The organism is Pseudomonas sp. GW101-3H06, assembly GCF_059424605.1.
In genome coordinates this window covers 4,741,562-4,767,454 of the sequence record NZ_JBWKZO010000001.1, presented here as the reverse complement: position 1 = coordinate 4,767,454, position 25,893 = coordinate 4,741,562, and the positions used below count along the sequence as shown (strand labels likewise).

General features: G+C 58.4%; 24 protein-coding genes. 17 read left to right on the top strand and 7 right to left on the bottom strand.

Features of this window, described 5'->3' with window-relative positions; translation table 11 throughout:
* Positions 1-41: 41 nt before the first annotated feature.
* A complete protein-coding gene (gene gltA, locus AC07ZE_RS21750) occupies positions 42-1,331 on the bottom strand; it encodes a citrate synthase (protein ID WP_007936034.1) in 1,290 nt (429 codons plus the stop codon).
* Between the two features lie 362 nt (positions 1,332-1,693).
* On the opposite strand from gltA, the gene sdhC reads away from it, so the two are divergent.
* From sdhC to AC07ZE_RS21690, 12 genes are all read left to right on the top strand, one after another.
* Positions 1,694-2,068, top strand: a complete 375-nt coding sequence (sdhC, locus tag AC07ZE_RS21745) for a succinate dehydrogenase, cytochrome b556 subunit (protein WP_083348457.1) — start codon at positions 1,694-1,696, stop codon at positions 2,066-2,068.
* On the top strand, positions 2,062-2,430 hold the full coding sequence (gene sdhD / locus AC07ZE_RS21740; RefSeq protein WP_207266586.1) for a succinate dehydrogenase, hydrophobic membrane anchor protein: 369 nt from the start codon (positions 2,062-2,064) through the stop codon (positions 2,428-2,430). Before sdhC ends, sdhD begins: the two co-directional genes overlap by 7 nt.
* 3 nt (positions 2,431-2,433) lie before the next feature.
* Positions 2,434-4,206 carry a succinate dehydrogenase flavoprotein subunit gene (gene sdhA, locus AC07ZE_RS21735; RefSeq protein WP_137805433.1) on the top strand — a complete coding sequence of 591 codons (1,773 nt, stop codon included), beginning with the start codon at positions 2,434-2,436 and terminating at the stop codon, positions 4,204-4,206.
* A gap of 11 nt (positions 4,207-4,217) precedes the next feature.
* Entirely contained in the window at positions 4,218-4,922 is a 705-nt protein-coding gene (locus AC07ZE_RS21730; protein ID WP_095195653.1) for a succinate dehydrogenase iron-sulfur subunit, read from the top strand.
* A gap of 275 nt (positions 4,923-5,197) precedes the next feature.
* Positions 5,198-8,029 carry a 2-oxoglutarate dehydrogenase E1 component gene (locus AC07ZE_RS21725; RefSeq protein WP_207266585.1) on the top strand — a complete coding sequence of 944 codons (2,832 nt, stop codon included), beginning with the start codon at positions 5,198-5,200 and terminating at the stop codon, positions 8,027-8,029.
* A 42-nt stretch (positions 8,030-8,071) separates the two neighbouring features.
* On the top strand, positions 8,072-9,292 hold the full coding sequence (odhB, locus tag AC07ZE_RS21720; RefSeq protein ID WP_095195651.1) for a 2-oxoglutarate dehydrogenase complex dihydrolipoyllysine-residue succinyltransferase: 1,221 nt from the start codon (positions 8,072-8,074) through the stop codon (positions 9,290-9,292).
* Between the two features lie 97 nt (positions 9,293-9,389).
* Positions 9,390-10,826 (top strand): dihydrolipoyl dehydrogenase, encoded by a 1,437-nt coding sequence (lpdA, locus tag AC07ZE_RS21715; RefSeq protein WP_207266584.1) that lies wholly within the window; start codon positions 9,390-9,392, stop codon positions 10,824-10,826.
* Positions 10,827-11,025: 199 nt separating this feature from the next.
* Positions 11,026-12,192, top strand: coding sequence for an ADP-forming succinate--CoA ligase subunit beta (sucC, locus tag AC07ZE_RS21710; protein WP_003223015.1), 1,167 nt, complete (start codon positions 11,026-11,028; stop codon positions 12,190-12,192).
* The gene (sucD, locus tag AC07ZE_RS21705) at positions 12,192-13,073 is read left to right on the top strand and encodes a succinate--CoA ligase subunit alpha (protein ID WP_003223019.1); all 882 of its coding nucleotides are present in this window, start codon (positions 12,192-12,194) and stop codon (positions 13,071-13,073) included. Before sucC ends, sucD begins: the two co-directional genes overlap by 1 nt.
* Before the next feature lie 361 nt (positions 13,074-13,434).
* Positions 13,435-14,748 carry a branched-chain amino acid transport system II carrier protein gene (gene brnQ, locus AC07ZE_RS21700; RefSeq protein ID WP_095195649.1) on the top strand — a complete coding sequence of 438 codons (1,314 nt, stop codon included), beginning with the start codon at positions 13,435-13,437 and terminating at the stop codon, positions 14,746-14,748.
* 262 nt (positions 14,749-15,010) lie between these two features.
* Positions 15,011-15,748: a DUF599 domain-containing protein gene (locus tag AC07ZE_RS21695; RefSeq protein ID WP_207266583.1), complete on the top strand. Its 738-nt coding sequence runs from the start codon at positions 15,011-15,013 to the stop codon at positions 15,746-15,748.
* Positions 15,748-16,149 (top strand): MAPEG family protein, encoded by a 402-nt coding sequence (locus tag AC07ZE_RS21690; protein WP_095195647.1) that lies wholly within the window; start codon positions 15,748-15,750, stop codon positions 16,147-16,149. Before AC07ZE_RS21695 ends, AC07ZE_RS21690 begins: the two co-directional genes overlap by 1 nt.
* 79 nt (positions 16,150-16,228) lie before the next feature.
* On the opposite strand, the gene AC07ZE_RS21685 is transcribed toward AC07ZE_RS21690, so the two are convergent.
* Positions 16,229-16,474: a hypothetical protein gene (locus tag AC07ZE_RS21685; protein ID WP_095195646.1), complete on the bottom strand. Its 246-nt coding sequence runs from the start codon at positions 16,472-16,474 to the stop codon at positions 16,229-16,231.
* A gap of 160 nt (positions 16,475-16,634) precedes the next feature.
* On the opposite strand from AC07ZE_RS21685, the gene AC07ZE_RS21680 reads away from it, so the two are divergent.
* The 4 genes from AC07ZE_RS21680 to AC07ZE_RS21665 all read left to right on the top strand — a co-directional run bounded on the left by AC07ZE_RS21680 (position 16,635) and on the right by AC07ZE_RS21665 (position 20,342).
* Positions 16,635-17,111, top strand: coding sequence for a PaaI family thioesterase (locus tag AC07ZE_RS21680; protein WP_207266582.1), 477 nt, complete (start codon positions 16,635-16,637; stop codon positions 17,109-17,111).
* The gene (locus AC07ZE_RS21675) at positions 17,108-17,560 is read left to right on the top strand and encodes a PaaI family thioesterase (protein WP_207266581.1); all 453 of its coding nucleotides are present in this window, start codon (positions 17,108-17,110) and stop codon (positions 17,558-17,560) included. Before AC07ZE_RS21680 ends, AC07ZE_RS21675 begins: the two co-directional genes overlap by 4 nt.
* A gap of 81 nt (positions 17,561-17,641) precedes the next feature.
* Complete coding sequence (htpG, locus tag AC07ZE_RS21670; RefSeq protein ID WP_207266580.1) at positions 17,642-19,546, top strand: molecular chaperone HtpG; 1,905 nt, start codon at positions 17,642-17,644, stop codon at positions 19,544-19,546.
* Between the two features lie 67 nt (positions 19,547-19,613).
* Entirely contained in the window at positions 19,614-20,342 is a 729-nt protein-coding gene (locus tag AC07ZE_RS21665; protein ID WP_207266579.1) for a dienelactone hydrolase family protein, read from the top strand.
* A 160-nt stretch (positions 20,343-20,502) separates the two neighbouring features.
* Here the strand turns inward: AC07ZE_RS21665 and AC07ZE_RS21660 are convergent, their stop codons facing one another.
* The 5 genes from AC07ZE_RS21660 to purM all read right to left on the bottom strand — a co-directional run bounded on the left by AC07ZE_RS21660 (position 20,503) and on the right by purM (position 24,423).
* Positions 20,503-21,363, bottom strand: a complete 861-nt coding sequence (locus AC07ZE_RS21660) for a pirin family protein (RefSeq protein WP_207266578.1) — start codon at positions 21,361-21,363, stop codon at positions 20,503-20,505.
* A gap of 62 nt (positions 21,364-21,425) precedes the next feature.
* Complete coding sequence (locus AC07ZE_RS21655; RefSeq protein ID WP_207266577.1) at positions 21,426-21,842, bottom strand: OsmC family protein; 417 nt, start codon at positions 21,840-21,842, stop codon at positions 21,426-21,428.
* Positions 21,843-21,992: 150 nt separating this feature from the next.
* Complete coding sequence (locus AC07ZE_RS21650) at positions 21,993-22,706, bottom strand: DUF3108 domain-containing protein (protein WP_095195640.1); 714 nt, start codon at positions 22,704-22,706, stop codon at positions 21,993-21,995.
* Between the two features lie 8 nt (positions 22,707-22,714).
* Positions 22,715-23,365, bottom strand: a complete 651-nt coding sequence (purN, locus tag AC07ZE_RS21645) for a phosphoribosylglycinamide formyltransferase (protein WP_207266576.1) — start codon at positions 23,363-23,365, stop codon at positions 22,715-22,717.
* Positions 23,365-24,423: a phosphoribosylformylglycinamidine cyclo-ligase gene (gene purM / locus AC07ZE_RS21640; protein ID WP_207266575.1), complete on the bottom strand. Its 1,059-nt coding sequence runs from the start codon at positions 24,421-24,423 to the stop codon at positions 23,365-23,367. Before purM ends, purN begins: the two co-directional genes overlap by 1 nt.
* 384 nt (positions 24,424-24,807) lie before the next feature.
* Here purM and AC07ZE_RS21635 point away from each other — a divergent pair, with 384 nt between their 5' ends.
* Complete coding sequence (locus tag AC07ZE_RS21635) at positions 24,808-25,866, top strand: DUF2066 domain-containing protein (RefSeq protein WP_207266574.1); 1,059 nt, start codon at positions 24,808-24,810, stop codon at positions 25,864-25,866.
* Positions 25,867-25,893 lie beyond the last annotated feature (27 nt).

Here is a 25,893-nt window from a genome sequence, read left to right as displayed (position 1 = left end):
GCCGTTCCCGGTGCAACCAAGACGTTATCGCAAGACAGGTCTTATTTGCGGTCTTCCAGCTTGGTGATGTCACGCGACTCGTAGCCGGTGTACAACTGGCGCGGGCGACCGATCTTGTACGGGCTGGAGAGCATTTCTTTCCAGTGGGAGATCCAGCCGACGGTCCGCGCCAGGGCGAAGATCACGGTGAACATGCTGGTTGGAATGCCGATCGCCTTGAGGATGATCCCCGAGTAGAAGTCGACGTTCGGGTACAGCGAACGTTCGATGAAGTACGGGTCGGTCAGGGCGATCTCTTCCAGGCGCATGGCCAGTTCGAGTTGCGGATCGTTGGTGATGCCCAGTTCCTTCAGCACTTCGTCGCAAGTCTGCTTCATGACGGTGGCGCGCGGGTCGCGGTTTTTGTAAACGCGGTGACCGAAGCCCATCAGTTTGAACGGATCGTTCTTGTCCTTGGCCTTGGCGATGTACTTGTCGATGTTCGAGACATCGCCGATTTCATCGAGCATGGTCAGTACGGCTTCGTTGGCGCCGCCGTGGGCAGGGCCCCACAGTGCAGCGATACCGGCGGCGATACAGGCGAACGGGTTGGCGCCTGAAGAGCCCGCCAGACGTACGGTGGAAGTCGATGCGTTCTGCTCGTGGTCGGCGTGGAGGATGAAAATCCGGTCCATGGCCTTGGCGAGTACCGGGCTGATCGGTTTGATCTCGCACGGGGTGTTGAACATCATGTGCAGGAAGTTTTCCGCGTACGACAGGTCGTTGCGCGGGTACATCATGGGTTGACCCATGGAGTACTTGTAAACCATCGCTGCCAGGGTCGGCATCTTGGCAACCAGGCGGATCGCGGAGATTTCGCGATGCTGCGGGTTATTGATGTCCAGGGAGTCGTGGTAGAAGGCCGAGAGGGCGCCGACTACGCCGCACATGACGGCCATCGGGTGGGCGTCGCGACGGAAGCCGTTGAAGAAAGTCTTCAGCTGCTCGTGAACCATGGTGTGGTTCTTGACGGTGCCGACGAACTGGGCCTTCTGTTCTGCGGTCGGCAATTCGCCGTTGAGCAGCAGATAGCAGGTTTCCAGGTAGTCCGACTTTTCAGCCAGCTGTTCGATCGGGTAGCCGCGGTGCAACAGAATGCCGTTGTCGCCGTCAATATAGGTGATCTTCGACTCGCAGGAAGCGGTCGACATGAAACCAGGGTCAAAGGTAAAGCGGCCCGTGGCCGTCAGACCCCGAACATCGATAACATCGGGACCAACGGTGCCGGTTAAAATGGGCAGCTCGACGGGGGCTGCGCCCTCGATGATCAACTGCGCTTTTTTGTCAGCCATGTGGCCTCCTATTTATGCTTGAAATCATCAGACAGACCCCCCACGCAGGGCCCGCACCACTATAGTGAGATAAATTCGAATGTCAATTTGCCTAAAGTCTTGCTCCAGAAGGCTTTAACCCGACTTTTTTCTCGAAATTGCCTGCCATTTACGCCTTTTATACGCGTTGTGCAATCAGCTATTTGGGCTAGGTGTTTGCGTTGTCATTAGTAGCCTAACTGTCTATACTCGGCCACCGACCGCCAAGGGCTTTTGGGCCTGCTTTATTGGGGGTCGCATCCCTGGGTGGTGGTTACCTGACCAGTGCACTCCCCAACAACTTTGCCCTGATTGTTAGGGGCTCTTCAGTGTGAAAAAAAGCCGTGAAAAGCCAACGACCTGTAAACCTAGACCTAAGGACCATCAAACTCCCCATCACCGGCGTTACGTCGTTTCTTCACCGTGTTTCCGGCATCATCCTCTTCCTGGGCCTGGGCTTCATGCTTTATGCATTGGGCAAATCCCTGGGTTCCGAGGAAGGTTTTGCCGACGTGAAGGCAACCTTGACCAGCCCTCTGGCCAAGTTCGTAGCATGGGGCCTCCTTTCCGCTCTCCTGTATCACCTGGTAGCCGGTGTGCGCCACATGATTATGGACATGGGCATCGGTGAGACGCTGGAAGGCGGCACGCTGGGCTCGAAAATCATTATCGCCGTGTCTGCGGTGCTGATCATTCTGGCGGGAGTTTGGATATGGTAACCAGCGTTACGAACCTGTCGCGTTCGGGCCTCTATGACTGGATGGCGCAACGTGTGTCTGCGGTTGTTCTCGCGGCTTATTTCATCTTCCTGATCGGATACCTCGCAGCGAACCCGGGCATTGGCTACGACCAATGGCATGGTCTGTTCGCCCACAACGGGATGCGTATCTTCAGTCTGCTGGCCCTCGTTGCCCTGGGCGCTCACGCCTGGGTTGGCATGTGGACCATCGCGACCGACTACCTGACGCCGATGGCGCTGGGCAAGTCCGCGACCGCAGTACGTTTCCTTTTCCAGTCGGTATGCGGCGTTGCGATGTTCGCGTACTTCGTCTGGGGTGTGCAGATTCTCTGGGGTATCTGATTCATGGCTAACATTCCAACGATTTCTTTCGACGCCATCATTATTGGTGGTGGCGGTGCCGGCATGCGCGCAGCGCTGCAACTGGCGCAAGGCGGCCACAAGACTGCCGTGATCACCAAGGTGTTCCCGACCCGTTCGCACACTGTGTCGGCACAGGGCGGCATCACCTGCGCCATCGCGTCGGCCGACCCGAACGATGACTGGCGCTGGCACATGTACGATACCGTCAAGGGTTCCGACTACATCGGTGACCAGGATGCTATCGAATACATGTGTCAGGAAGGCCCGGCTGCCGTTTTCGAGCTGGACCACATGGGGCTGCCGTTCTCGCGTACCGAAACCGGTCGTATCTACCAGCGTCCATTCGGCGGTCAGTCGAAGGATTACGGTAAAGGCGGGCAGGCTGCCCGTACTTGCGCCGCTTCCGACCGTACCGGTCACGCGCTGTTGCACACCCTTTATCAGGGCAACCTGAAAGCCGGTACCACGTTCCTGAACGAGTACTACGCTGTTGACCTGGTGAAAAATCAGGACGGCGCGTTTGTTGGCGTTATCGCCATCTGTATCGAAACCGGCGAAACCACCTATATCCGTTCGAAAGCCACCGTGCTGGCGACTGGCGGTGCAGGTCGTATCTACGCCTCGACCACCAACGCCCTGATCAACACCGGTGACGGCGTCGGCATGGCCCTGCGTGCAGGCGTACCGGTACAAGACATCGAAATGTGGCAGTTCCACCCGACCGGTATCGCCGGCGCCGGTGTACTGGTGACCGAAGGTTGCCGTGGTGAAGGTGGTTACCTGATCAACAAGCACGGCGAGCGTTTCATGGAGCGTTATGCTCCGAACGCCAAAGACCTTGCCGGTCGTGACGTTGTTGCCCGTTCGATGGTTAAAGAGATCATCGCCGGTAACGGTTGCGGTCCGAATGGCGACCACGTAATGCTCAAACTCGACCACCTGGGCGAGGAAGTGCTGCACAGCCGTCTGCCAGGCATCTGCGAACTGTCGAAAACCTTCGCTCACGTTGACCCGGTTGTTGCGCCTGTTCCGGTTGTTCCGACTTGCCACTATATGATGGGCGGCGTTGCCACCAACATTCATGGCCAGGCAATCACTCAGGATGCCGACGGCGTCGACACCATCATCCCTGGTCTGTTCGCAGTGGGTGAAGTGGCTTGCGTATCGGTTCACGGTGCCAACCGTCTGGGCGGCAACTCGTTGCTCGACCTGGTGGTATTCGGTCGCGCGGCGGGTCTGCATCTGGAAAAAGCCCTGACCGACGGTATCGAATACGACGACGCTACCGACGCCGACATCAATGCGGCCCTGTCGCGTCTGTCCGCTCTGAACGAGCGTACCGAAGGCGAAGACGTCGCCACCCTGCGTCGTGAGCTGCAAAGCTGCATGCAGAACTACTTCGGTGTATTCCGTACCGGTGAATACATGCAGAAGGGTATTGCCCAGCTGGCTGATCTGCGTACCCGTATCGCCAACGTCAAGATCAACGACAAGTCGCAGGCGTTCAACACGGCGCGTATCGAAGCACTGGAACTGCAAAACCTGCTGGAAGTGGCTGAAGCGACCGCCATCGCTGCAGAAGTGCGCAAAGAATCCCGCGGTGCTCACGCTCGTGAAGACTTCGAAGACCGTGACGACGAAAACTGGCTGTGCCACACCCTGTACTTCCCGGGTGAGAAGCGCGTTGCCAAGCGTGCAGTGAACTTCTCGCCGAAGACTGTTCCGACTTTTGAACCTAAGATTCGGACTTATTAAGGGTGGCCGCCATGTTGCAAGTCAGTGTTTATCGTTACAACCCTGATCAGGACGCTGCGCCGTTCATGCAGGAATTCCAGGTCGATACCGGTGGTAAAGACCTGATGGTGCTGGACGTGCTGGCGCTGATCAAAGAGCAGGACGAAGGTTTCTCCTATCGTCGCTCCTGCCGTGAAGGCGTTTGCGGCTCCGACGGCATGAACATCAACGGCAAGAACGGCCTGGCGTGCATCACGCCACTGTCCGCCGTTGTAAAAGGTAACAAGTTGATCGTTCGTCCTTTGCCAGGTTTGCCGGTTATCCGTGACCTGGTTGTTGATATGAGCATCTTCTACAAGCAATACGAGAAGGTTAAGCCATTCCTGCAGAACGACACGCCGGCTCCGGCCATCGAGCGTCTGCAGTCCCCTGAAGAGCGTGAAAAGCTCGACGGTCTGTACGAGTGCATCCTGTGTGCTTGCTGCTCGACCTCTTGCCCGTCCTTCTGGTGGAACCCGGACAAGTTCCTGGGTCCAGCTGCCCTGCTGCAAGCGTACCGCTTCCTGGCAGACAGCCGCGACACCAAGACGGCCGAGCGTCTGGCTTCGCTGGATGACCCGTTCAGCGTATTCCGCTGCCGCGGGATCATGAACTGCGTCAACGTATGTCCGAAAGGCCTGAACCCGACTAAGGCCATCGGTCACATCCGTCACATGCTGCTCTCCAGCGGCGTGTGATTCAGCTGCTGTAACTCAGCTGTTGTAAATGTAGTGCCGCTGTAAACGTAGAGGCTAAGGCGCGGGCTTCAACCCGCGTCCTGGCTATAACCAGAGCGGCAGCTTAAAAGGCTGCGGCTCTTACTTTGAAGAAATGAGACAAGCAGGGGCATCCGGGCTGGTACCCGGACTATCAGTGTGATCCTAGTGGCTTGTTTTGGTCGCTGCATTTGGACTTCTGCAAGTTTGCTCGGTGTCGACACCGGTGGTGTTCCCCTAACCGAGGGTGACCAAGCATGCAAGAAAGCGTGATGCAGCGCATGTGGAACAGCGCCTACCTATCCGGTAGTAACGCTGCCTATGTGGAAGAGCTCTACGAGCTCTACCTGCACGACCCTAACGCTGTGCCAGAAGAGTGGCGCACCTACTTCCAGAAGTTGCCTGCCGACGGCAACTCTGCCACCGATGTTTCGCACTCCACAATTCGCGATCATTTCGTCTTGCTGGCAAAGAACCAGCGCCGCGCCCAACCGGTTTCCGCCGGCAGCGTGAGCAGTGAGCACGAGAAGAAGCAAGTTGAAGTGCTGCGATTGATCCAGGCCTACCGTATGCGTGGCCACCAGGCAGCCCAGCTTGACCCGCTGGGGCTGTGGCAGCGTACTGCACCTGCAGACCTGTCGATCAATCATTACGGCTTGACCAATGCCGATCTTGATACGACCTTCCGTGCCGGCGACCTGTTCATCGGCAAAGAGGAAGCGAGCCTACGCGAAATTCACGAAGCGTTGCAGCAGACATATTGCCGCACCATCGGCGCTGAATTCACGCATATCACCGATTCCCAGCAGCGCCAGTGGTTCCAGCAGCGTCTGGAAAGCGTGCGTGGCCGTCCGACGTACTCCGCCGACATCAAGAGCCACCTGCTTGAACGCGTCACTGCCGGCGAAGGCCTGGAAAAATACCTGGGTACCAAATACCCGGGCACCAAGCGTTTCGGCCTGGAAGGCGGCGAGAGCCTGATTCCGATGCTCGACGAGCTGATCCAGCGTTCCGGTTCCTACGGCACCAAGGAAATCGTCATCGGCATGGCCCACCGTGGCCGTCTGAACGTGCTGGTCAACACCTTCGGCAAGAACCCGCGCGAGCTGTTCGACGAGTTCGAAGGCAAGAAAAAGGTTGAACTGGGTTCCGGTGACGTTAAATACCATCAGGGCTTCTCGTCCAACGTGATGACCACCGGCGGTGAAGTTCACCTGGCCATGGCGTTCAACCCGTCCCACCTGGAAATCGTATCTCCAGTGGTCGAGGGTTCCGTTCGCGCCCGTCAGGATCGTCGTAACGACCCTACCGGTGAGAAGGTTCTGCCGATCTCCATCCACGGTGACGCGGCATTCGCCGGTCAAGGCGTGGTGATGGAAACCTTCCAGATGTCGCAGACCCGCGGTTTCAAGACTGGCGGCACCGTGCACATCGTGATCAACAACCAGGTCGGTTTCACCATCAGCAACCCGCTGGACTCGCGTTCCACCGAGTACGCTACCGACGTCGCGAAAATGATCCAGGCGCCGATCCTCCATGTAAATGGTGATGATCCGGAAGCCGTATTGTTCGTGACCCAGCTGGCCATCGACTACCGCATGCAGTTCAAGCGTGACGTGGTGATCGATCTGGTCTGCTACCGTCGCCGCGGCCACAACGAGGCTGACGAACCTAGCGGCACCCAGCCACTGATGTATCAGCAGATCACCAAGCAGCGCACCACTCGTGAGCTGTATGCCGATCGTCTGACCCAGAGCGGTGTGATGGACGCAGAACGCGTTCAGGCGAAAGTCGACGAATACCGCAACGCGCTGGACAATGGTCTGCACGTGGTGAAAAGCCTGGTCAAGGAGCCGAACAAAGAGCTGTTCGTGGATTGGCGTCCGTATCTGGGTCACGCCTGGACCGCGCGTCACGACACTCGCTTCGACCTGAAGACCTTGCAGGAACTGTCCGCCAAGCTGCTGGAAATTCCGGAAGGCTTCGTGGTTCAGCGCCAGGTTGCCAAGATCTACGAAGACCGTCAGAAGATGCAAGCCGGCGGCTTGCCGATCAACTGGGGTTACGCCGAAACCATGGCGTACGCGACCCTGGCGTTCGAAGGTCACCCGATCCGCATGACCGGCCAGGACATCGGCCGCGGTACGTTCTCGCACCGTCATGCCGTGTTGCACAACCAGAAGGATGCGGGCACTTACGTGCCGTTGCAGAACCTGTACGACGGTCAGCCACGCTTCGACCTGTACGACTCGTTCCTGTCCGAAGAGGCCGTGCTGGCGTTCGAATACGGTTATTCGACCACCACGCCAAACGCCCTGGTTATCTGGGAAGCCCAGTTCGGCGACTTCGCCAACGGTGCTCAGGTGGTTATCGACCAGTTCATCACCAGTGGCGAGCACAAGTGGGGCCGCCTGTGCGGTCTGACCATGCTGCTGCCGCACGGTTATGAAGGTCAGGGGCCGGAGCACTCCTCGGCTCGTCTGGAGCGTTACCTGCAACTGTGCGCCGAGCACAACATTCAGGTGTGCATGCCGACGACGCCGGCTCAGATCTATCACTTGCTGCGCCGTCAGGTGATTCGCCCGCTGCGCAAACCATTGGTAGTCCTGACTCCGAAGTCGCTGCTGCGTCACAAGTTGGCCGTCTCGACGCTTGAAGATCTGGCCGAAGGTTCGTTCCAGACCGTTATCCCGGAAATCGATGCCCTGGACCCGAAAAAGGTCGAGCGCATTGTTCTGTGCAGCGGCAAGGTCTACTACGACCTGCTGGAAAAACGCCGTGCCGAAGGCCGTGACGATATCGCCATCGTGCGTATCGAGCAGTTGTACCCATTCCCTGAGGACGACTTGAACGAAGTCCTGGCTCCTTACACCAACGCCAAACATGCCGTCTGGTGCCAGGAAGAGCCGATGAACCAGGGCGCGTGGTACAGCAGCCAGCACCACATGCGTCGCAGCATCAGCAACCTCAACAAGTCTCTCGTACTCGAGTACGCGGGCCGTGAGGCTTCTGCTGCACCCGCATGCGGTTACGCATCGATGCACGCCGAGCAGCAGGAACAACTGCTGCAAGACGCCTTTACCGTTTAATGCCTTCGCGCACCTGAAACCGAATTTAAGGAACCACAGATAATGGCTATCGAGATCAAAGCCCCCACTTTCCCGGAATCGGTTGCCGATGGCACCGTTGCCACCTGGCACAAACAACCGGGCGACGCCGTCAAGCGTGACGAACTGATTGTCGACATCGAAACCGACAAAGTCGTACTGGAAGTTCTGGCCACTGCTGACGGCGTGCTGGGCGCTATCGTCAAGAACGAAGGCGACACCGTTCTGTCCGACGAAGTGTTGGGCTCGATCGTTGAAGGTGGCGCTGCCGCCGCTGCTCCAGCTGCTGCCCCGGCCGCCGCTGCTCAAGCCGCTGCTCCGGCTGCCGAAGGCGAAGATGATCCTGTTGCTGCCCCGGCTGCTCGCAAGCTGGCTGAAGAAAACGGTATCAACATCGCGTCCGTTGCCGGTACCGGCAAAGGCGGTCGTGTGACCAAGGAAGACGTGGTTGCGGCCGTTGCCGCCAAGAAAGCCGCTCCGGCTGCTGCGCCTGCCAAGGCTGCCGCACCTGCCGCTGCTGCTCCGGTATTCGCGGCCGGTGACCGCGTTGAAAAGCGCGTTCCGATGACCCGTCTGCGTGCCAAGGTTGCCGAGCGTCTGGTTGAAGCTCAATCGAACATGGCGATGCTGACCACTTTCAACGAAGTCGACATGACCGAAGTCATGGCCCTGCGTTCGAAGTACAAGGATCTGTTCGAGAAGTCCCACAACGGCGTGCGCCTGGGCTTCATGTCGTTCTTCGTGAAAGCCGCTACCGAAGCGCTCAAGCGCTTCCCGGCTGTCAACGCGTCGATCGACGGTGCGGACATCGTCTACCACGGCTACGCTGACGTCGGTGTTGCTGTTTCCAGCGACCGCGGCCTGGTGGTACCGGTTCTGCGTAACGCCGAGCTGATGAGCCTGGCTGAAATCGAAGGCGGCATCGCTACGTTCGGCAAGAAAGCCCGTGACGGCAAACTGTCGATGGAAGAAATGACTGGCGGTACGTTCACCATCACCAACGGCGGTACCTTCGGTTCGATGATGTCGACCCCGATCGTCAACCCGCCGCAGGCTGCGATTCTGGGCATGCACAACATCATCCAGCGTCCTATGGCGATCAACGGCCAGGTCGTTATCCGTCCGATGATGTACCTGGCGCTGTCCTACGATCACCGTCTGATCGATGGCAAAGAAGCTGTGACCTTCCTGGTGACCATCAAGAACCTGCTGGAAGACCCGGCTCGTCTGTTGCTGGATATCTGATAGAAGCAGTCGCGAGCTGCAAGCTACAAGCTGCAAGTAAAGGCAGTTTGGCTTGTGGCTTGCGGCTTGAAGCTTTTCGCTCAAGAGGATTTTTTGAATGTCGCAGAAATTTGACGTAGTAGTGATCGGTGCGGGCCCTGGCGGCTATGTTGCTGCCATCAAGGCCGCGCAACTGGGTCTCACCACGGCCTGCATCGAGAAGTACACCGACAAGGAAGGCAAACTGGCGCTGGGCGGTACCTGCCTGAACGTCGGCTGCATTCCGTCGAAAGCCCTGCTGGACAGCTCGTGGAAATTCCACGAAGCGCAGGATGGCTTCGCGATCCACGGCATCAACCACACTGGCGTGACCATGGACGTGCCAGCGATGGTCGGCCGCAAGGCCAACATCGTCAAAGGTCTGACCTCCGGCGTTGCAACCCTGTTCAAGGCCAACGGCGTTACTTCGATCCAGGGCCACGGCAAGCTGCTGGCCGGCAAGAAAGTCGAAGTCACCAAGCCTGATGGTTCGGTTGAAGTCATCGAAGCCGAAAACGTGATCCTGGCTCCAGGTTCGCGTCCGATCGACATTCCACCGGCCCCGGTCGACCAGAATGTGATCGTTGACTCCACCGGCGCACTGGAATTCCAATCCGTTCCCAAGCGTCTGGGCGTGATCGGCGCCGGCGTGATCGGTCTGGAACTGGGTTCGGTCTGGTCCCGTCTGGGTGCTGAGGTGACTGTCCTGGAAGCCCTGGACACCTTCCTGATGGCAGCCGACACAGCCGTTTCCAAGGAAGCGCTGAAAACCCTGACCAAGCAGGGCCTGGACATCAAGCTGGGCGCTCGCGTGACCGGTTCGAAAGTGAACGGCGACGAAGTCGTTGTGAACTACACCGATGCCAACGGCGAACAGAACATCACGTTCGACAAGCTGATCGTAGCCGTTGGTCGCCGTCCGGTGACCACTGATCTGCTGGCCGCCGACTGCGGCGTGACCCTCGACGAGCGCGGTTTCGTGCACGTTGACGATCACTGCGCCACCACCGTACCGGGCGTTTACGCCATCGGTGACGTGGTTCGCGGCATGATGCTGGCGCACAAGGCGTCGGAAGAGGGCATCATGGTTGTCGAGCGCATCAAGGGCCACAAGGCCCAGATGAACTATGATCTGATCCCTTCGGTTATTTATACTCACCCGGAAATCGCGTGGGTCGGTAAAACCGAGCAGGCCTTGAAAGCTGAAGGCGTAGAAGTTAACGTCGGCACCTTCCCGTTCGCAGCCTCTGGCCGTGCCATGGCTGCCAACGATACCGGCGGTTTCGTCAAGGTCATCGCAGATGCCAAGACAGACCGCGTATTGGGCGTCCACGTGATTGGCCCAAGCGCTGCCGAACTGGTTCAGCAGGGCGCGATCGGTATGGAGTTCGGCACCAGCGCTGAAGACCTGGGCATGATGGTTTTCTCCCATCCGACCCTGTCTGAAGCCTTGCACGAAGCTGCTTTGGCGGTGAATGGCGGCGCCATCCACATCGCCAACCGCAAGAAGCGTTAAGACACAATAAGAAACCACGGCGGTATCGGCCCGTCGTGAGCCTTGCGTGCAAGACTCACCGCGGAATGTCCGCTGGACGCAGTCTTGCGTAGCTGCACCGGGTATCCGGAAAGGCTACGCAAGCAGCAGTCACAGGTGGTGCGGCACTTGAACAAGTGCAGCACCGAATGCGCAGTACCTAACGAAGACGGTAATAAGCATGAATCTTCACGAGTATCAGGGTAAGCAGCTGTTCGCTGAGTACGGCCTGCCAGTATCCACCGGTTACGCGGTAGACACCCCGGAAGCAGCAGCAGAAGCTTGCGACAAAATCGGCGGCAGCGAGTGGGTTGTCAAAGCCCAGGTCCACGCCGGTGGTCGCGGTAAAGCGGGCGGCGTAAAGCTGGTTCGCAACAAAGAAGACGCCAAAGCCTTCGCACAGCAGTGGCTGGGCAAGCGTCTGGTGACTTACCAGACTGACGCCAACGGTCAGCCAGTCACCAAGATCCTGGTTGAATCGTGCACTGATATCGCTAAAGAGCTGTACCTGGGCGCTGTCGTTGACCGTTCGAGCCGTCGCATCGTGTTCATGGCTTCCACCGAAGGTGGCGTGGACATCGAGAAAATCGCTCACGACACTCCAGAAAAAATTCTGAAAGCCACTATCGATCCACTGGTTGGCGCTCAGCCATTCCAGGGTCGCGAGCTGGCATTCCAGCTGGGTCTGGAAGGCAAGCAAGTTGCCCAGTTCGCCAAGATCTTCGTTGGCCTGGCCAAACTGTTCCAGGATCACGATCTGGCCCTGCTGGAAGTGAACCCGCTGGTGATCAAGGCTGACGGCGATCTGCACTGCCTGGACGCCAAGATCAACATCGACGCCAACGCCATGTACCGTCAGCCTAAGCTGAAGACTTTCCACGATCCGTCGCAGGACGATCCGCGCGAAGCGCACGCTGCCAAGTTCGAACTGAACTACGTAGCGCTGGAAGGCAACATCGGTTGCATGGTCAACGGTGCCGGTCTGGCCATGGGTACCATGGACATCGTCAACCTGCACGGCGGCAAGCCAGCCAACTTCCTCGACGTGGGCGGCGGTGCTACCAAAGAACGCGTTACCGAAGCTTTCAAGATCATCCTGTCCGACACCAACGTCGCTGCAGTATTGGTCAACATCTTCGGCGGCATCGTTCGTTGCGACATGATTGCCGAAGGCATCATCGGTGCAGTGAAAGAAGTCGGCGTGAAAATCCCGGTTGTTGTTCGCCTTGAAGGCAACAACGCTGAGCTGGGCGCTAAAGTACTGGCAGAAAGCGGTTTGAACATCATCGCTGCTACCAGCCTGACCGACGCTGCTCAACAAGTTGTCAAAGCTGCGGAGGGCAAATAATGAGCGTCCTGATCAATAAAGACACCAAAGTTATCTGCCAGGGTATTACCGGTTCGCAAGGTAGTTTCCACACCCAGCAAGCCATCGAGTACGGCACCAAGATGGTGGGTGGTGTAACTCCAGGCAAAGGCGGTACCGAGCACCTGGGTCTGCCAGTGTTCAACACCGTGAAAGACGCCGTAGCTGCCACTGGCGCCACCGCCAGCGTGATCTACGTTCCGGCTCCTTTCTGCAAGGACTCGATCCTGGAAGCTGCTTTCGGCGGCATCAAGCTGATCGTGTGCATCACCGAAGGCATTCCTACCCTGGACATGCTGGATGCCAAGGTCAAGTGCGACGAGCTGGGTGTTACCCTGATCGGCCCTAACTGCCCAGGTGTGATCACTCCAGGTGAATGCAAGATCGGCATCATGCCAGGTCACATTCACTTGCCAGGCAAGGTCGGTATCGTTTCCCGTTCCGGCACCCTGACCTACGAAGCTGTCAAGCAAACTACTGACGCCGGTTTCGGTCAGTCGACTTGCGTCGGCATCGGTGGTGACCCGATCCCGGGTTCGAACTTCATCGACATCCTGAAACTGTTCCAGGAAGACCCGAAGACCGAAGCGATCGTGATGATCGGTGAGATCGGCGGTTCGGCTGAAGAAGAAGCGGCTGCCTACATCAAGGCGCACGTGACCAAGCCGGTTGTTTCCTACATCGCTGGTGTGACTGCTCCTCCGGGCAAGCGCATGGGCCATGCTGGCGCAATCATCTCTGGCGGCAAAGGCACTGCAGACGAGAAATTCGCTGCTCTGCAAGACGCAGGCGTTAAAACCGTGCGTTCGCTGGCAGACATCGGCAAGGCCCTGGCCGAGCTGACTGGTTGGGCAGTCAAGTAAGCCTCGCGCTAAACTGACGCTTTACCAAACAAAGGCCACCTTCGGGTGGCCTTTGTGCTTTTGGAGCAGTTACAAGCTGCAAGTCAGGGGCTGCAGGGCACAAGCTTGAAGCTCAAAACTTGTAGCTTGTAGCTGCTTCTCATACATAAACGCGACACGAAAATGTCGCAGATCGGAATGTTCGCCCTCTATCAGTGCGTTTCACGGCCAAATTCGTTAGGCTAGCCGCCATTTTTGCGTCCGCCGCCCACAAGGCAGCTACGCGCTAAACGGGTCAGTCCCATACGGACCGACTGCATTTCCCTCATCCATAAGGGAAACCCCTCTCTAAATTCCGATTCAGTAGTGTGGTATTTCCTTAATGAAAGTGTTGAAAGGTCAGGACATCCTGGCACTTGGTTTTATGACGTTTGCCCTGTTCGTCGGGGCCGGCAATATCATTTTCCCGCCTATCGTCGGTTTGCAGTCCGGGCCTAATGTCTGGATGGCGGCGCTGGGCTTTCTGGTCACGGCGGTAGGTCTGCCGGTGATCACCGTTGTCGCGCTGGCCAAGGTCGGTGGCGCGATGGACGCGTTGAGCAGCCCGATCGGTAAGCTGGCCGGTGGTCTGCTGGCGGCTGCGTGCTACCTGGCCGTTGGTCCACTGTTTGCCACGCCGCGTACCGCTACCGTGTCGTTCGAAGTGGGCCTGGCACCGCTGACCGGCGAAAGTCCGCTGGCGCTGTTCCTCTACAGCTCGGTGTATTTCCTGCTGGTGTTCTTCATCTCGCTCTATCCAGGCCGTCTGCTGGATACCGTGGGTCGTTTCCTCGCACCCTTGAAGATCATCGCCCTGGCGGTACTGGGCATTGCGGCATTCGCCTTGCCGGCGGGTGATATTGGTCAGGCAACGCCTGAATACGTTGCAGCACCGTTCTCCCAGGGTTTCATCAACGGTTACCTGACCATGGATACGTTGGGTGCGCTGGTGTTCGGCATCGTTATCGTCAACGCCATTCGCTCCCGCGGCGTCGAATCGCCGGCGCTGATTACCCGTTACGCGATCATTGCCGGCCTGATTGCCGGCGTGGGCCTGGCGCTGGTGTATGTCAGCCTGTTCCGGCTCGGTTCCGGCAGCCATGAAGTGGCCGCCGGAGCGACCAACGGTGCGGCGGTGTTGCATGCCTACGTGCAACACACCTTCGGCTCCCTGGGCAGCGGCTTCCTGGCGGTGCTGATTTCCCTGGCGTGCCTGGTGACGGCTGTGGGCCTGACCTGCGCCTGCGCGGAGTACTTCAGCCGTGTACTGCCACTGTCCTACAAGACCCTGGTGATCATCCTGGCGGCGTTCTCGTTGCTGGTGTCCAACCTGGGTCTCACCAAGCTGATCGCCTTCTCGATCCCGGTACTGACCGCGATCTACCCGCCATGCATCGCCCTGGTGGCCTTGAGCTTCTGCAAGGACTTCTGGCATGAGCAGGGCCGCATTGTCGGTCCGGTGATGCTGGTGTCTTTCATCTTCGGCTTGATCGATGCCCTCAAGGGCGCCGGCCTGGCAGACTGGATGCCGACTCAGCTGGCTCACTTGCCGCTCAGTGAGCAGGGCCTGGCGTGGCTGGTGCCTTCGGTAATGACCCTGGTGGTCGCTGTGGCCTGCGATCGCTTGCTGGGCAAGCGCGAAGAAGCGCTGGCTTAAGCTTCACTGGCCCGTCACGAGCGGGCTTGTACGCAAAACAGAAATGCCCCGTATCAATCGATACGGGGCATTTTTAATGGGCGTGAGGCAGTGTCTTTTTCCTTAAGCTAACGTCGAAGCATTGCCGAACCTAATGTGGGAGCGAGCCTGCTCGCGAACGCGGCGCCACATTCAACAAGGATGTTGACTGATCCGGCGCTTTCGCGAGCAGGCTCGCTCCCATAAGGTTTGAGTGTTCCGTTACTACATCATAAGGACCTGCATGTCGTTCATCCAAGCCAACCTGATCCACATCCTCGCCGCGCTCTGGTTCATCATCTGCTGGGGCGGATACACCCGCTATGCCACATGGAAGGGCCGCGACACTGCTTGCCTGGCCAGTGTCCTGCATCTTTACCGCGAAGACTGGATGCGCCGCATGCTGCTGCGCGACAACCGCATCGCCGACGCCAGCGTGATCGGCAATCTGGAGCGCAATGCGTCGTTCTTTGCGTCCAGCACACTGATTATCCTGGCCGGCATTCTGACTGTACTCGGCGCCTCGGAAAGGGCTGTCTCGTTGCTGGCGGACATCCCGATAGTGCAACAAGCTTCCCAGGGTATGTCGGAAATCAAGTTGCTATGCCTGGCGCTGGTGTTCGTCTACGCGTTCTTCACGTTCAGTTGGTGCATGCGTCAGTACAACTTCGCGGCCATTCTTGTGGGGTCGGCGCCGATGGTCGGTGAGCGCCATGTCTCCGAACTGGAGCGCAAAGCCTTCGCTACCCGTGCAGCCCGTGTTATCTCCATGGCCGCCAACCAGTTCAACTTCGGCCTGCGTTCTTACTACTTTGGCATGACGATGCTGGCCTGGTTCGTCAGCCCCTGGTTATTCATGTTGATGAGTGCCGGCGTTGTGTTTGTGTTGTATCGCCGCGAGTTTCACTCCGACGTTCTCGACGTGATGGTCTATACCCCTACTGAGGCGCCGTTGCCCGAGGTGAGTAAAGAGGTCGTTTGATGAGTATTCCATTCTGGTGTGTGTTTATCAGTGCCGTGCTGATTTACGTGGCGCGCATGCCCGTGACGACGGCCATGAAAGAGCAGGGTGGTTACAACAATCACCTGCCGCGCCAACAGCAGGCGCAACTCACCGGTTTGGGTGCCCGCGCGGTGGCGGCACATCAGAATAGTTTCGAAGCCTTCATATTGTTCGCTGTGGGTGTGTTGATGGCGCATACCACGCAAACGGCAGGATGGCTCATCGACTTGCTGGCGATCATCTTCGTGATCACGCGAGTTATCTACTTGGTGTGTTACTGGAAAGACTTGGCGTGGCAGCGCAGTCTGATTTGGCTGGTGGGTTTAATCTGTTCGCTATTGCTGATGATTAGTCCGACTTTTCGAACGATTTTGCTCTAGCGTGCTCAGCGCATTCAAAACTGCAGGCAAAAGAAAACCCGCACTTGGCGGGTTTTCTTTTGTCACGCTAAAAACCGGATTAGTTCTTAGGTGCTTCCGGCGCGGCTTCTTTTGCCGCTGCTTCGTTCGATTCAGCCTGAGCTTTGGCGGCTTCGGCGTTTTCTTTCGCCGCCTCGTTCACTTTATCCTGAGCCTCGCTCATTTTTTCCTGGGCTTGCTCAGCATGTTGGGTAGCGTCTTGAGCTTTGTCCTCGGATTTTTTATCGCAAGCAGCGAGACCGAGGGAAGCGGTCAACATCAAGGCAATAGCTAAAGTCTTACGCATGGGGTGTTTCTCCTGATGGAAAGTATCTTACTGGCCTTTCGAGCACAGACATCAGGGTTAAGTTCCTCACGTCGTTCAGATATATAAGTTTGTTCTAACGTGGAACTTTTTCCAGGGGTGTTAATGCGTTGCCAGACTATTAAACAGGAGTTTTTATCAAATGGCTGAAAATCCCCTTTTTGAGCGTGCTACGCGATTTCTGTCAGCGCTGCGCCATTGTCAGGTCCTCGGGCTTCACGTTCATAGCGCCAGCAGTGAAGGACTCACGGTGGTTCTGCCATACAGCCCGCGGATCATCGGCAACCCACAGACCGGTGTGATCCACGGCGGTGCATTGACCACGCTGATGGATACCGCTTGTGGCATGTCCACGCTCTGCGTGCTGCCGGAGTTCGAAGTCTGCCCGACCCTCGATCTGCGCATCGACTACATGCATGCCGCCGAACCCCATAAAGATGTCTATGGCTTCGCCCAATGTTACCGGGTGACCACCGACGTGATTTTCGCCCGCGGCTTTGCCTATCAGGATGATCCTGAACAACCGATAGCCCATGTGGTGGGCACCTTCATGCGCATGGGCAAGGGCATAAAGGGCACCAAAGGCTTTGGTGGTGCCATCGCTGGAGACAAGAAATGACCGACACGTTCAAGGAGCAACTGCGACAGGCCCATGCACAGGGTGATTACGCCGCGCTGCTGCAACGGATTCCCTACGCCACGCTGATCGGAGTGGAGTGCTCACGAGTAGGGGATGAATTGCTGTTTCGTCTGCCGGCCAACAAGGACAACATCGGCAACCCTTTATTACCTGCGATCCACGGCGGTGTGATTGCCGGTTTCATGGAGCTGGCGGCGGCGATGCACCTGTTGATAGCTACCGGCTCGCCGGGTGTGCCGAAGATTATCGACTTTTCTCTCGATTATCTTCGTACCGGGCAGTTCCGTGATACCTGGGCCCGATGCCAGGTGTGCCGCCAGGGACGCCGGGTGGCCAACGTGGCGGTTACGGCCTGGCAAACCACCGAAGGTGAGGCCATCGCCACGGCCCGGGCACATTTCAAACTGGAGGAGCCCTTGAAATCCTGAACGGAGCCCCCAACTCTGATGACAACCCGCCGCCGACCCTCAAGGTCGCGGCTTATGCCATCTGATTGGAGTTTGATGACCATGAGTGTGGAAACTCAAAAGGAAACCCTGGGCTTCCAGACCGAGGTAAAGCAGCTGCTGCACCTCATGATCCATTCGCTGTATTCCAACAAGGAAATTTTCCTTCGCGAACTGATCTCGAACGCCTCTGACGCTGTAGACAAATTACGTTTCGAAGCGCTGGCCAAGCCTGAATTGCTGGAAGGTGGCGCTGAGCTGAAAATCCGTGTGAGCTTCGACAAGGACGCCAAGACCGTCACGCTCGAAGACAACGGCATCGGCATGAACCGCGAAGATGTGATCACCCACCTGGGGACCATCGCCAAGTCCGGCACCGCCGATTTCATGAAAAACCTGTCGGGTGATCAGAAGAAAGACTCGCACCTGATCGGTCAGTTCGGTGTGGGTTTCTATTCTGCGTTCATCGTCGCCGACAAGGTCGACGTATTCAGCCGTCGTGCCGGCAGCCCGGCCAGCGAAGGCGTGCATTGGTCGTCCAAGGGTGAAGGCGAGTTCGAAGTCGCCACCATCGACAAGGCCGAGCGCGGTACCCGCATCGTGCTGCACCTGAAGTCCGGCGAAGACGAGTTCGCCGACGGCTGGCGCCTGCGTAACATCATCAAGAAGTACTCCGACCACATCGCCTTGCCGATTGAGTTGCCGAAAGAAGTGGCCGCTGTCGAAGGCGAAGAGAAGCCAGCCGTTGAATGGGAAACCGTCAACCGCGCCAGCGCTCTGTGGACCCGTCCGCGTACCGAGATCAAGGACGAGGAATACCAGGAGTTCTACAAGCACATCGCTCACGACTTCGAAAACCCGCTGAGCTGGAGCCACAACAAGGTCGAAGGCAAGCTGGAATACAGCTCGCTGCTGTATGTGCCGGCTCGTGCACCGTTCGACCTGTACCAGCGTGAAGCGCCGAAAGGCCTGAAGCTGTACGTGCAGCGTGTGTTTGTCATGGATCAGGCTGAGTCGTTCCTGCCGCTGTACCTGCGCTTCATCAAGGGCGTGGTCGATTCCAACGACCTGTCGCTGAACGTGTCGCGGGAAATTCTGCAGAAAGACCCGATCATCGACTCCATGAAGTCGGCGCTGACCAAGCGCGTGCTGGACATGCTGGAAAAACTGGCGAAGAACGAGCCTGAGCAATACAAAGGCTTCTGGAAGAACTTCGGTCAGGTCATGAAAGAGGGCCCGGCAGAAGATTTCGCCAACAAAGAAAAAATCGCCGGTCTGCTGCGCTTCGCCTCGACCAGCGGTGATGAGGGTGAGCAGGTGGTCGGCCTGGCCGAATACCTGGCACGCGCCAAAGAAGGTCAGGACAAGATTTACTACCTGACCGGCGAAACCTACGCCCAGGTCAAGAACAGCCCGCACCTGGAAGTCTTCCGCAAGAAAGGCATCGAAGTGCTGCTACTGACCGACCGTATCGACGAGTGGCTGATGAGCTACCTGAGCGACTTCGACGGCAAGAGCTTTGTCGATGTGGCGCGTGGTGACCTGGACCTGGGCAACCTGGACTCGGAAGAGGACAAGAAGGCTGCCGAAGAAGTCGCCAAGTCCAAGGAAGGTCTGGTCGAGCGTCTCAAGACTGCACTGGGCGAATCCGTTGCTGAAGTGCGGGTGTCCCATCGCCTGACTGATTCGCCGGCGATCCTGGCCATCGGCGAGCAGGACCTGGGCCTGCAAATGCGTCAGATCCTGGAAGCCAGTGGTCAGAAGGTCCCGGATTCGAAGCCGATCTTTGAATTCAACCCGGCTCACCCGTTGATCGAGAAGCTCGATAACGAGCAGAGTGACGAGCGCTTCGGCGACCTGTCGCACATCCTCTTCGATCAGGCGGCCCTGGCGGCCGGCGACAGCTTGAAAGATCCGGCGGCCTATGTGCGTCGTCTCAACAAGTTGCTGGTTGAACTGTCGGTTTAACTGCGTTGTAGAAAAACCCGCTTCGGCGGGTTTTTTCATTCTGGTGTTCAAAAATCAGGAGTCAGAAATGAGCCAAATCACTGTACGTTCCGTGGTCTACCAGATTGACGGTCAGCCCTACGAAAGCCGTGTGGCGTTCGACGCCGACCATAAAGGCGCGCGTCCGGGTCTGTTGATGGCGCCGAACTGGATGGGCGTCGGTGCCGGTGCCGAAGAGATTGCCACGTCGGTGGCGGCCAAGGGCTACGTGGTGCTGATCGCGGACCTCTACGGCCAGTCGCTTCGTCCAACCAACAACGACGAAGCGGGCGCGGCGATGATGCCGCTCAAGAATGACCGGGCATTGCTGCGCAAGCGCATGCAAGTAGCGTTCGAGCAATTGCAACAGCAAGGCGAGGCGCAGGTCGATACGTCAAAACTGGCGACCTTCGGCTTCTGCTTCGGTGGTTGCTGCGCCCTGGAGCTTGCGCGTACCGGTGCACCGGTGAAGGCGGCGGTGTCGTTCCACGGCACCCTCGATACCCCGGACATCAACGACGCGAAAAACATCAAGGGCTCGGTATTGGTGCTGCACGGCGCTTCCGATCCACTGGTGCCGAAAGAGCAGTTGCCAGCCTTCGAAGAAGAAATGAACGCTGCTGGTGTGGATTGGCAGTTACTGAGCTACGGTGGGGCTTTCCACTCGTTCACCGACCCGCATGCCAAGGTTCCGGGGATGATGATCTACGACGCGAAGATCGCGGCCCGTGCATTCGTTTCGATGCACAATCTGCTGGATGAAGTGTTCAAAGGCTGATCTGGTGTCAGGCACTGATTGAGGTGCTAGCGGCTCCGGCCTCTTCGCGGGCAAGCCTGCTCCCACAGTTAGCCAGTGCGAACACAAAATTTGTGTCCACCTGAAGATCCTTGTGGGAGCGGGCTTGCCCGCGAAGGCGGCTTTGCAGGCAATACAGAACTTAAGGCAATTCGATCCGCTCAACTTCCCCCGGCACCGTCGGCCAATCCCCGGCCGCCCAGCGACGGCGCGCTTCGTCGATCAGCGCTGGATCGCTCGCCACAAAATTCCAGTTGATCCGCCGCGGACCGTCCAGCGGTGCTCCGCCAAACAGCACGGCATGACAATCACTCTCGGCGAACAGCGTCATCTCTTCACCGACGGGCAACACCACCAGCGAGTGCGGTTCTATCAATTCACCTTCCAGCTGTACCTCGCCGCTCAACACATAGAGCGCACGTTCTTCATGTTCGGTGGGAATCAGCAAGGACGTCGCCGTTTGCAGGTGCAATTCGGCATACAGCGTAGGAGAAAGCACCGGTACCGGCGATTCCAGGCAAAAGCCTGACCCGGCAATCATGCGGATCTTAACGCCAAGGTTTTCACTGACCGGCAGGGTAGCCGCGGGGTGGTGGCTGTAATGGCCCGGACCCTGTTCATGGTCCTTGGGCGAGGCCAGCCAGATTTGCAAGCCGTGCATCGTGAAACCGCTTTCCTTCAGGGCTTCGGGCGTGCGCTCGACGTGGGCGATGGCGCTGCCGGCGGTCATCCAGCTGACATCCCCGGCGTTGACCACTTGATCCGAACCGAGGCTGTCCTTGTGCTGGAGTTGCCCCTCAAACAGGTAGGTGAGGGTGGACAGGCCAATGTGTGGATGCTGACGAATGTTCATGCCATCTCCCGCGGCGTAGCGGGTTTGCAGCATGTGGTCGAAAAATACGAAAGGCCCGACATTGCGGCATTTGGCGGATGGCAACGGGCGAAGAATCGGCTGGCCTTCGACATCTTCGGCGCGGGGGCGGATCACGAGCGGAGTGTTCATGGTGCGTTCCAGACTGGGCGGGTGATGCGGTCGAGCATAACCCGCTTGCGCAACCCTTGCCGCTATTGGCTGAACGCGCCTTCGGACAAATGAGTTTCGATGCTGACTTCACTGCTGGTCATCAGCTTGTGGATCGGGCAGCGATCGGCCACGCGGTGCAGCTCGTCACGCTGTGCGTCGGTCATCACGCCCTTGAGGGTCAGTTTGACGTGCAGCGCGTATTTGCCCTTTTGCTCTTCACTGTTGTCGCGTTTGACCTCGACGCCGACACCGGTCAGCGGGATGCCCTTCTTCCTGGCATACAGCTTAAGGGTCAGGGCTTTGCAGGCGCCCAGTGCGGCATCGAAGTAATCGTGGGGTTCCGGCGCCGAGCCCTCACCTCCTGCGGCCACAGGCACATCGGCAAAGAGTTCGTGGTCATCGATCTGAACGGTATGGCGAAAACCTTCGGCGGAGACGGTATTGACGGTAACAGTCATGGGAAACCTCACAGGCAACAGGAAGCGTCATTCGATCAAAAAAGACCTTGAAGGTATAGAGCATTCCTCTTGAGGCGCGTTCCGCTTTCTTTGCCGAATGCCAGGCGAAAAAAAAGCCCCGCGATTGCGGGGCTTCGTCGTGCCGGTAGCTCAACTGCCTTTGACAGTCTTGCCGTTGACCTTGCCGTCCAGGAGCATGATGTTGTACTCCTTGCCGTCGGTTTCAACCTGTTGCAGGCGGACCAGCAGGTAGTCCCAATCCTTGGCGAACCAGAGCACGGTGATGCGCTTGCTTTGTGTCGGGTCACGCACGCGCTCGACCTTGATCGCTTCGATCTGGCCGGCTTTTGTGTCGACCTTTTCCGAACCCAGCACGCGGAAGTCATAGGTGTCGACTTCGCCATCGTCTACCACTTGATAGCTCATGCTTTTCTTGCCGGCGGCCACGTCATGTTGCAGTGCCAGCTGATAGGTGGATTTGTCGACCATGCCGCGGTTGAGCGGAATGTTGACAGGGTCACCGCGGTCGGTGCCGGTGACTTTTTTGGCGGCCCAGTCGAAATCCAGGTCAGCCTTTTTCGCTTTGCCCAGGCCACCTCTTTCAAAGTGGTAGGACTGCGGCAGCAGGGTGTCCTTGTCGACGGTCAAGGTGCTTTCTTCGGACAGGCTGGCGATCATCATCGAAGCCTTGAAGCTGAGCCTCCAGACGCCGTTGGCTTCCTTGGTCAGGCTGCGCTCGGCGGTGCCGCTCATGGGCAGCTGCTTCCAGTCGGCGGTGTAGCTGGCGGAGAAAGGTTGAAGGTCTGCAGCCTGTGCGAAGGGCAAGGCGAACAGAGCGCAAGCGAAGAGCAGGGCACGACGCATAAAATCTCCTAGGTTCGAATCAAGTGGCCGCTGGCCGCGAGTAACTGTCCATCCAGTAAAGCACCTTGATCGCCAAGTGATAACCGGCCCTCGGCAAACCAGCGAACGGCCATCGGGTAGATCAGGTGTTCCTGAGCATGGACCCGCTGCGCCAGACTCTGCGGCGAGTCGTGCAACTCTACCGGTATTACTGCCTGTACGACCAGTGGTCCGCCATCGAGTTCCTCGGTGACGAAGTGCACGGAGCAGCCGTGCTCGGCGTCGCCAGCCTCCAGCGCGCGCTGATGAGTGTGTAACCCTTTGTATTTGGGCAGCAGCGAAGGGTGGATGTTGAGCAGGCGACCCTGGTAATGGCGCACGAAGTCCGCGCTGAGAATGCGCATGAAACCGGCCAGTACCACGAGTTTGGGGTTGAAGGCGTCGATCAGTTCGATCAGCGCGGCATCGAAGGCCTCGCGGCCGTCGAAAGCCTTGTGATCCAGGGTGCGGGTAGCGATGCTCGCCTCCCTGGCGCGTTGCAGGCCGAAGGCGTCGGCACGGTTGGAAATCACCGCAGCGATGCGGACCGGGCTGTCGCCGGTCCGCGTGCTGTCGATCAAGGCCTGCAAGTTACTGCCGGTGCCGGACAGCAGCACCACGACATCACAGGTCTTAGGCATCAGTGAGCCTTAAGGTTCTTCAGTTCAACCTGGGCTGCGCCTTCGGCAGCGGTGGAGATCTGACCGATGACCCAAGGCTGCTCGCCGGCTTGGCGCAGAACGTTCAGGGCGGTTTCAACGTGTTCTTGAGCCACGCAGATGACCATGCCCACGCCGCAGTTCAGCACGCGGTGCATTTCGTTCTCGTCGACGTTGCCTTTCTCTTGCAGCCAGTCGAACACGGCCGGACGGGTCCAGCTCGCCACGTCAAGCACGGCTTGTGCGCCTTTTGGCAGCACGCGCGGAATGTTGTCCAGCAGGCCGCCACCGGTGATGTGGGCCATGGCCTTGACGGCGCCGGTTTCCTTGATCAGCTTGAGCAGCGGCTTGACGTAGATACGGGTCGGGGCCATCAGCAGGTCGGTCAGCGGTTTGCCGTCGAGCTGGGTGTTTTCGATGTCGGCACCGGAGACTTCGATGATCTTGCGGATCAGCGAGTAACCGTTGGAGTGCGGGCCGGACGATGGCAGGGCGAGCAGGGCGTCGCCGGCAGCGACTTTGGAGCCGTCGATGATTTCGGATTTTTCCACGACGCCGACACAGAAGCCGGCCAGGTCGTAGTCTTCGCCTTCGTACATGCCAGGCATCTCAGCGGTTTCGCCGCCGACCAGGGAGCAGCCGGACAGCTCGCAGCCTGCGCCGATGCCGGTCACGACCTGAGCGGCGGTGTCGACGTTCAGTTTGCCGGTGGCGTAGTAGTCAAGGAAGAACAGCGGCTCGGCGCCGCATACAACGAGGTCGTTGACGCACATGGCAACCAGGTCGATGCCGATGCTGTCGTGCTTGTTCAGGTTCAGTGCCAGGCGCAGTTTGGTGCCGACGCCGTCAGTGCCGGAAACCAGCACGGGCTGCTTGTAGCCGGCCGGGATTTCGCAGAGGGCGCCAAAACCGCCCAGGCCGCCCATGACTTCCGGGCGCGCAGTGCGCTTGGCGACGCTCTTGATGCGTTCGACCAATGCTTCACCGGCGTCGATGTCTACACCGGCGTCCTTGTAGCTCAGGGAGGGTTGCTTGCTCATGATCCAGGCCTTTAGGGGGGATTTCTGGGTAACGACCGAGTTCAGCGGGGGCGCCGAAATCGACGAGGGCGATTGCCTCACGCGAATTTCGAGAGTGCCCGGCTGTTGCCGGTCTGCGAAGGCGCGCGATTTTATCAGGCTTGAAGGGCAGCGGCCATCCTCAGGCCGACGGCAGGGGCATATCGGCATAAAAAAACCATCTTTACAGCGTGATGGTGGCATCCTTCAGGCTTGGGAAGGGTATCGGCATTTACCGTCTATCGTTATGACAGTGCGAAAACTTACCCGGGGCGTGTGAATGTTTTGCGCCAGGCGATGGTCACAGCCTTGCTCGATCATGTTCATGCGGCCTGTTCCAGCTGCTCTTGTCTTCAGGAATCTTCCATGCGTTTTTGCAAATTCTTGTTTGTGGGCTGTTTGTCACTGCTCAGCCTGGTCAGTCATGCCGAAACCGTCAAAGGCCTTTACCAGGTTCGCGAACCCGTCAGCGGCCAGTCACCGCAGGAGCGGGACCAGGCGACTCAACGCGCGCTCGATACCCTTGTCTTGCGTCTGACCGGCGACCCCAAGGCAGCGCAAAGTCCTGGGCTGGCAGCGATCCGCAAGGACCCGCAGCAAATCATCAGTCAGTTCGGTTATGACGCCGGGCCACCGGAAGTCTTGAAAGTCGATTTCGATCCGGGCACCACTGAACAGGCCATGCGCCGTGCCGGGTTGGCCATGTGGGGCGCCAATCGGCCCTCCATCCTCGGTTGGTGGCTGAACGACTACAGCGACGGTTCAAGCCTGGTGGGGGATGGTCAGGCCAGTGCCGCACCGCTGCGCCGCGCGGCGCAGCACCGTGGTTTGCCGTTGCGCTTGCCCCTGGCGGATCTGAATGAACAGATTGTCGCCACCGCGCCCAATCTGGAAAGTGCTGATCCGGCGCCGCTGCGCAACGCATCGGAACGGTACAATGCCGACGCCTTGCTGGCAGTGCATGCCCGCGAAGAGGGTGGGCAGTGGCAAGCCAAATGGCGTTTGTGGCTGGGGGATCAGAAAGAGGCGGGCACTGTCCAAGGGGCTGATCAAGCCGCTTTGGCGGACGCGGTGATGCTGGCGGTCAATGAGCGCCTGGCACCGCGCTTTGTCGCCAGGCCAGGGTCTGCGACTCAACAGTTGCTGGAAGTGCAGGGCATGAATCTTGAGCGCTATGCAACCCTTGGGCGTTTGCTGGAGCCTTTTTCCGGGCGCCCACAAAGTGTCAATGGCGACCGGATTCTCTATCGAGTCAATGGCAGTACCGATCAGCTGCGGGCGCAGTTGTCGCTGGCGAAATTGCAAGAAGTTACAACGGCACCCGCTCCTGCTCCCGTAGCGCCTGTTGCGCCAGTGGCTGACGGTTCGGTCCCTGTCGCAACACCCGCCCCGGCACCGACACCGCAGTTACGATTTCGCTGGTAGTTTTTCTTTCTTTATATAGAAGCAATG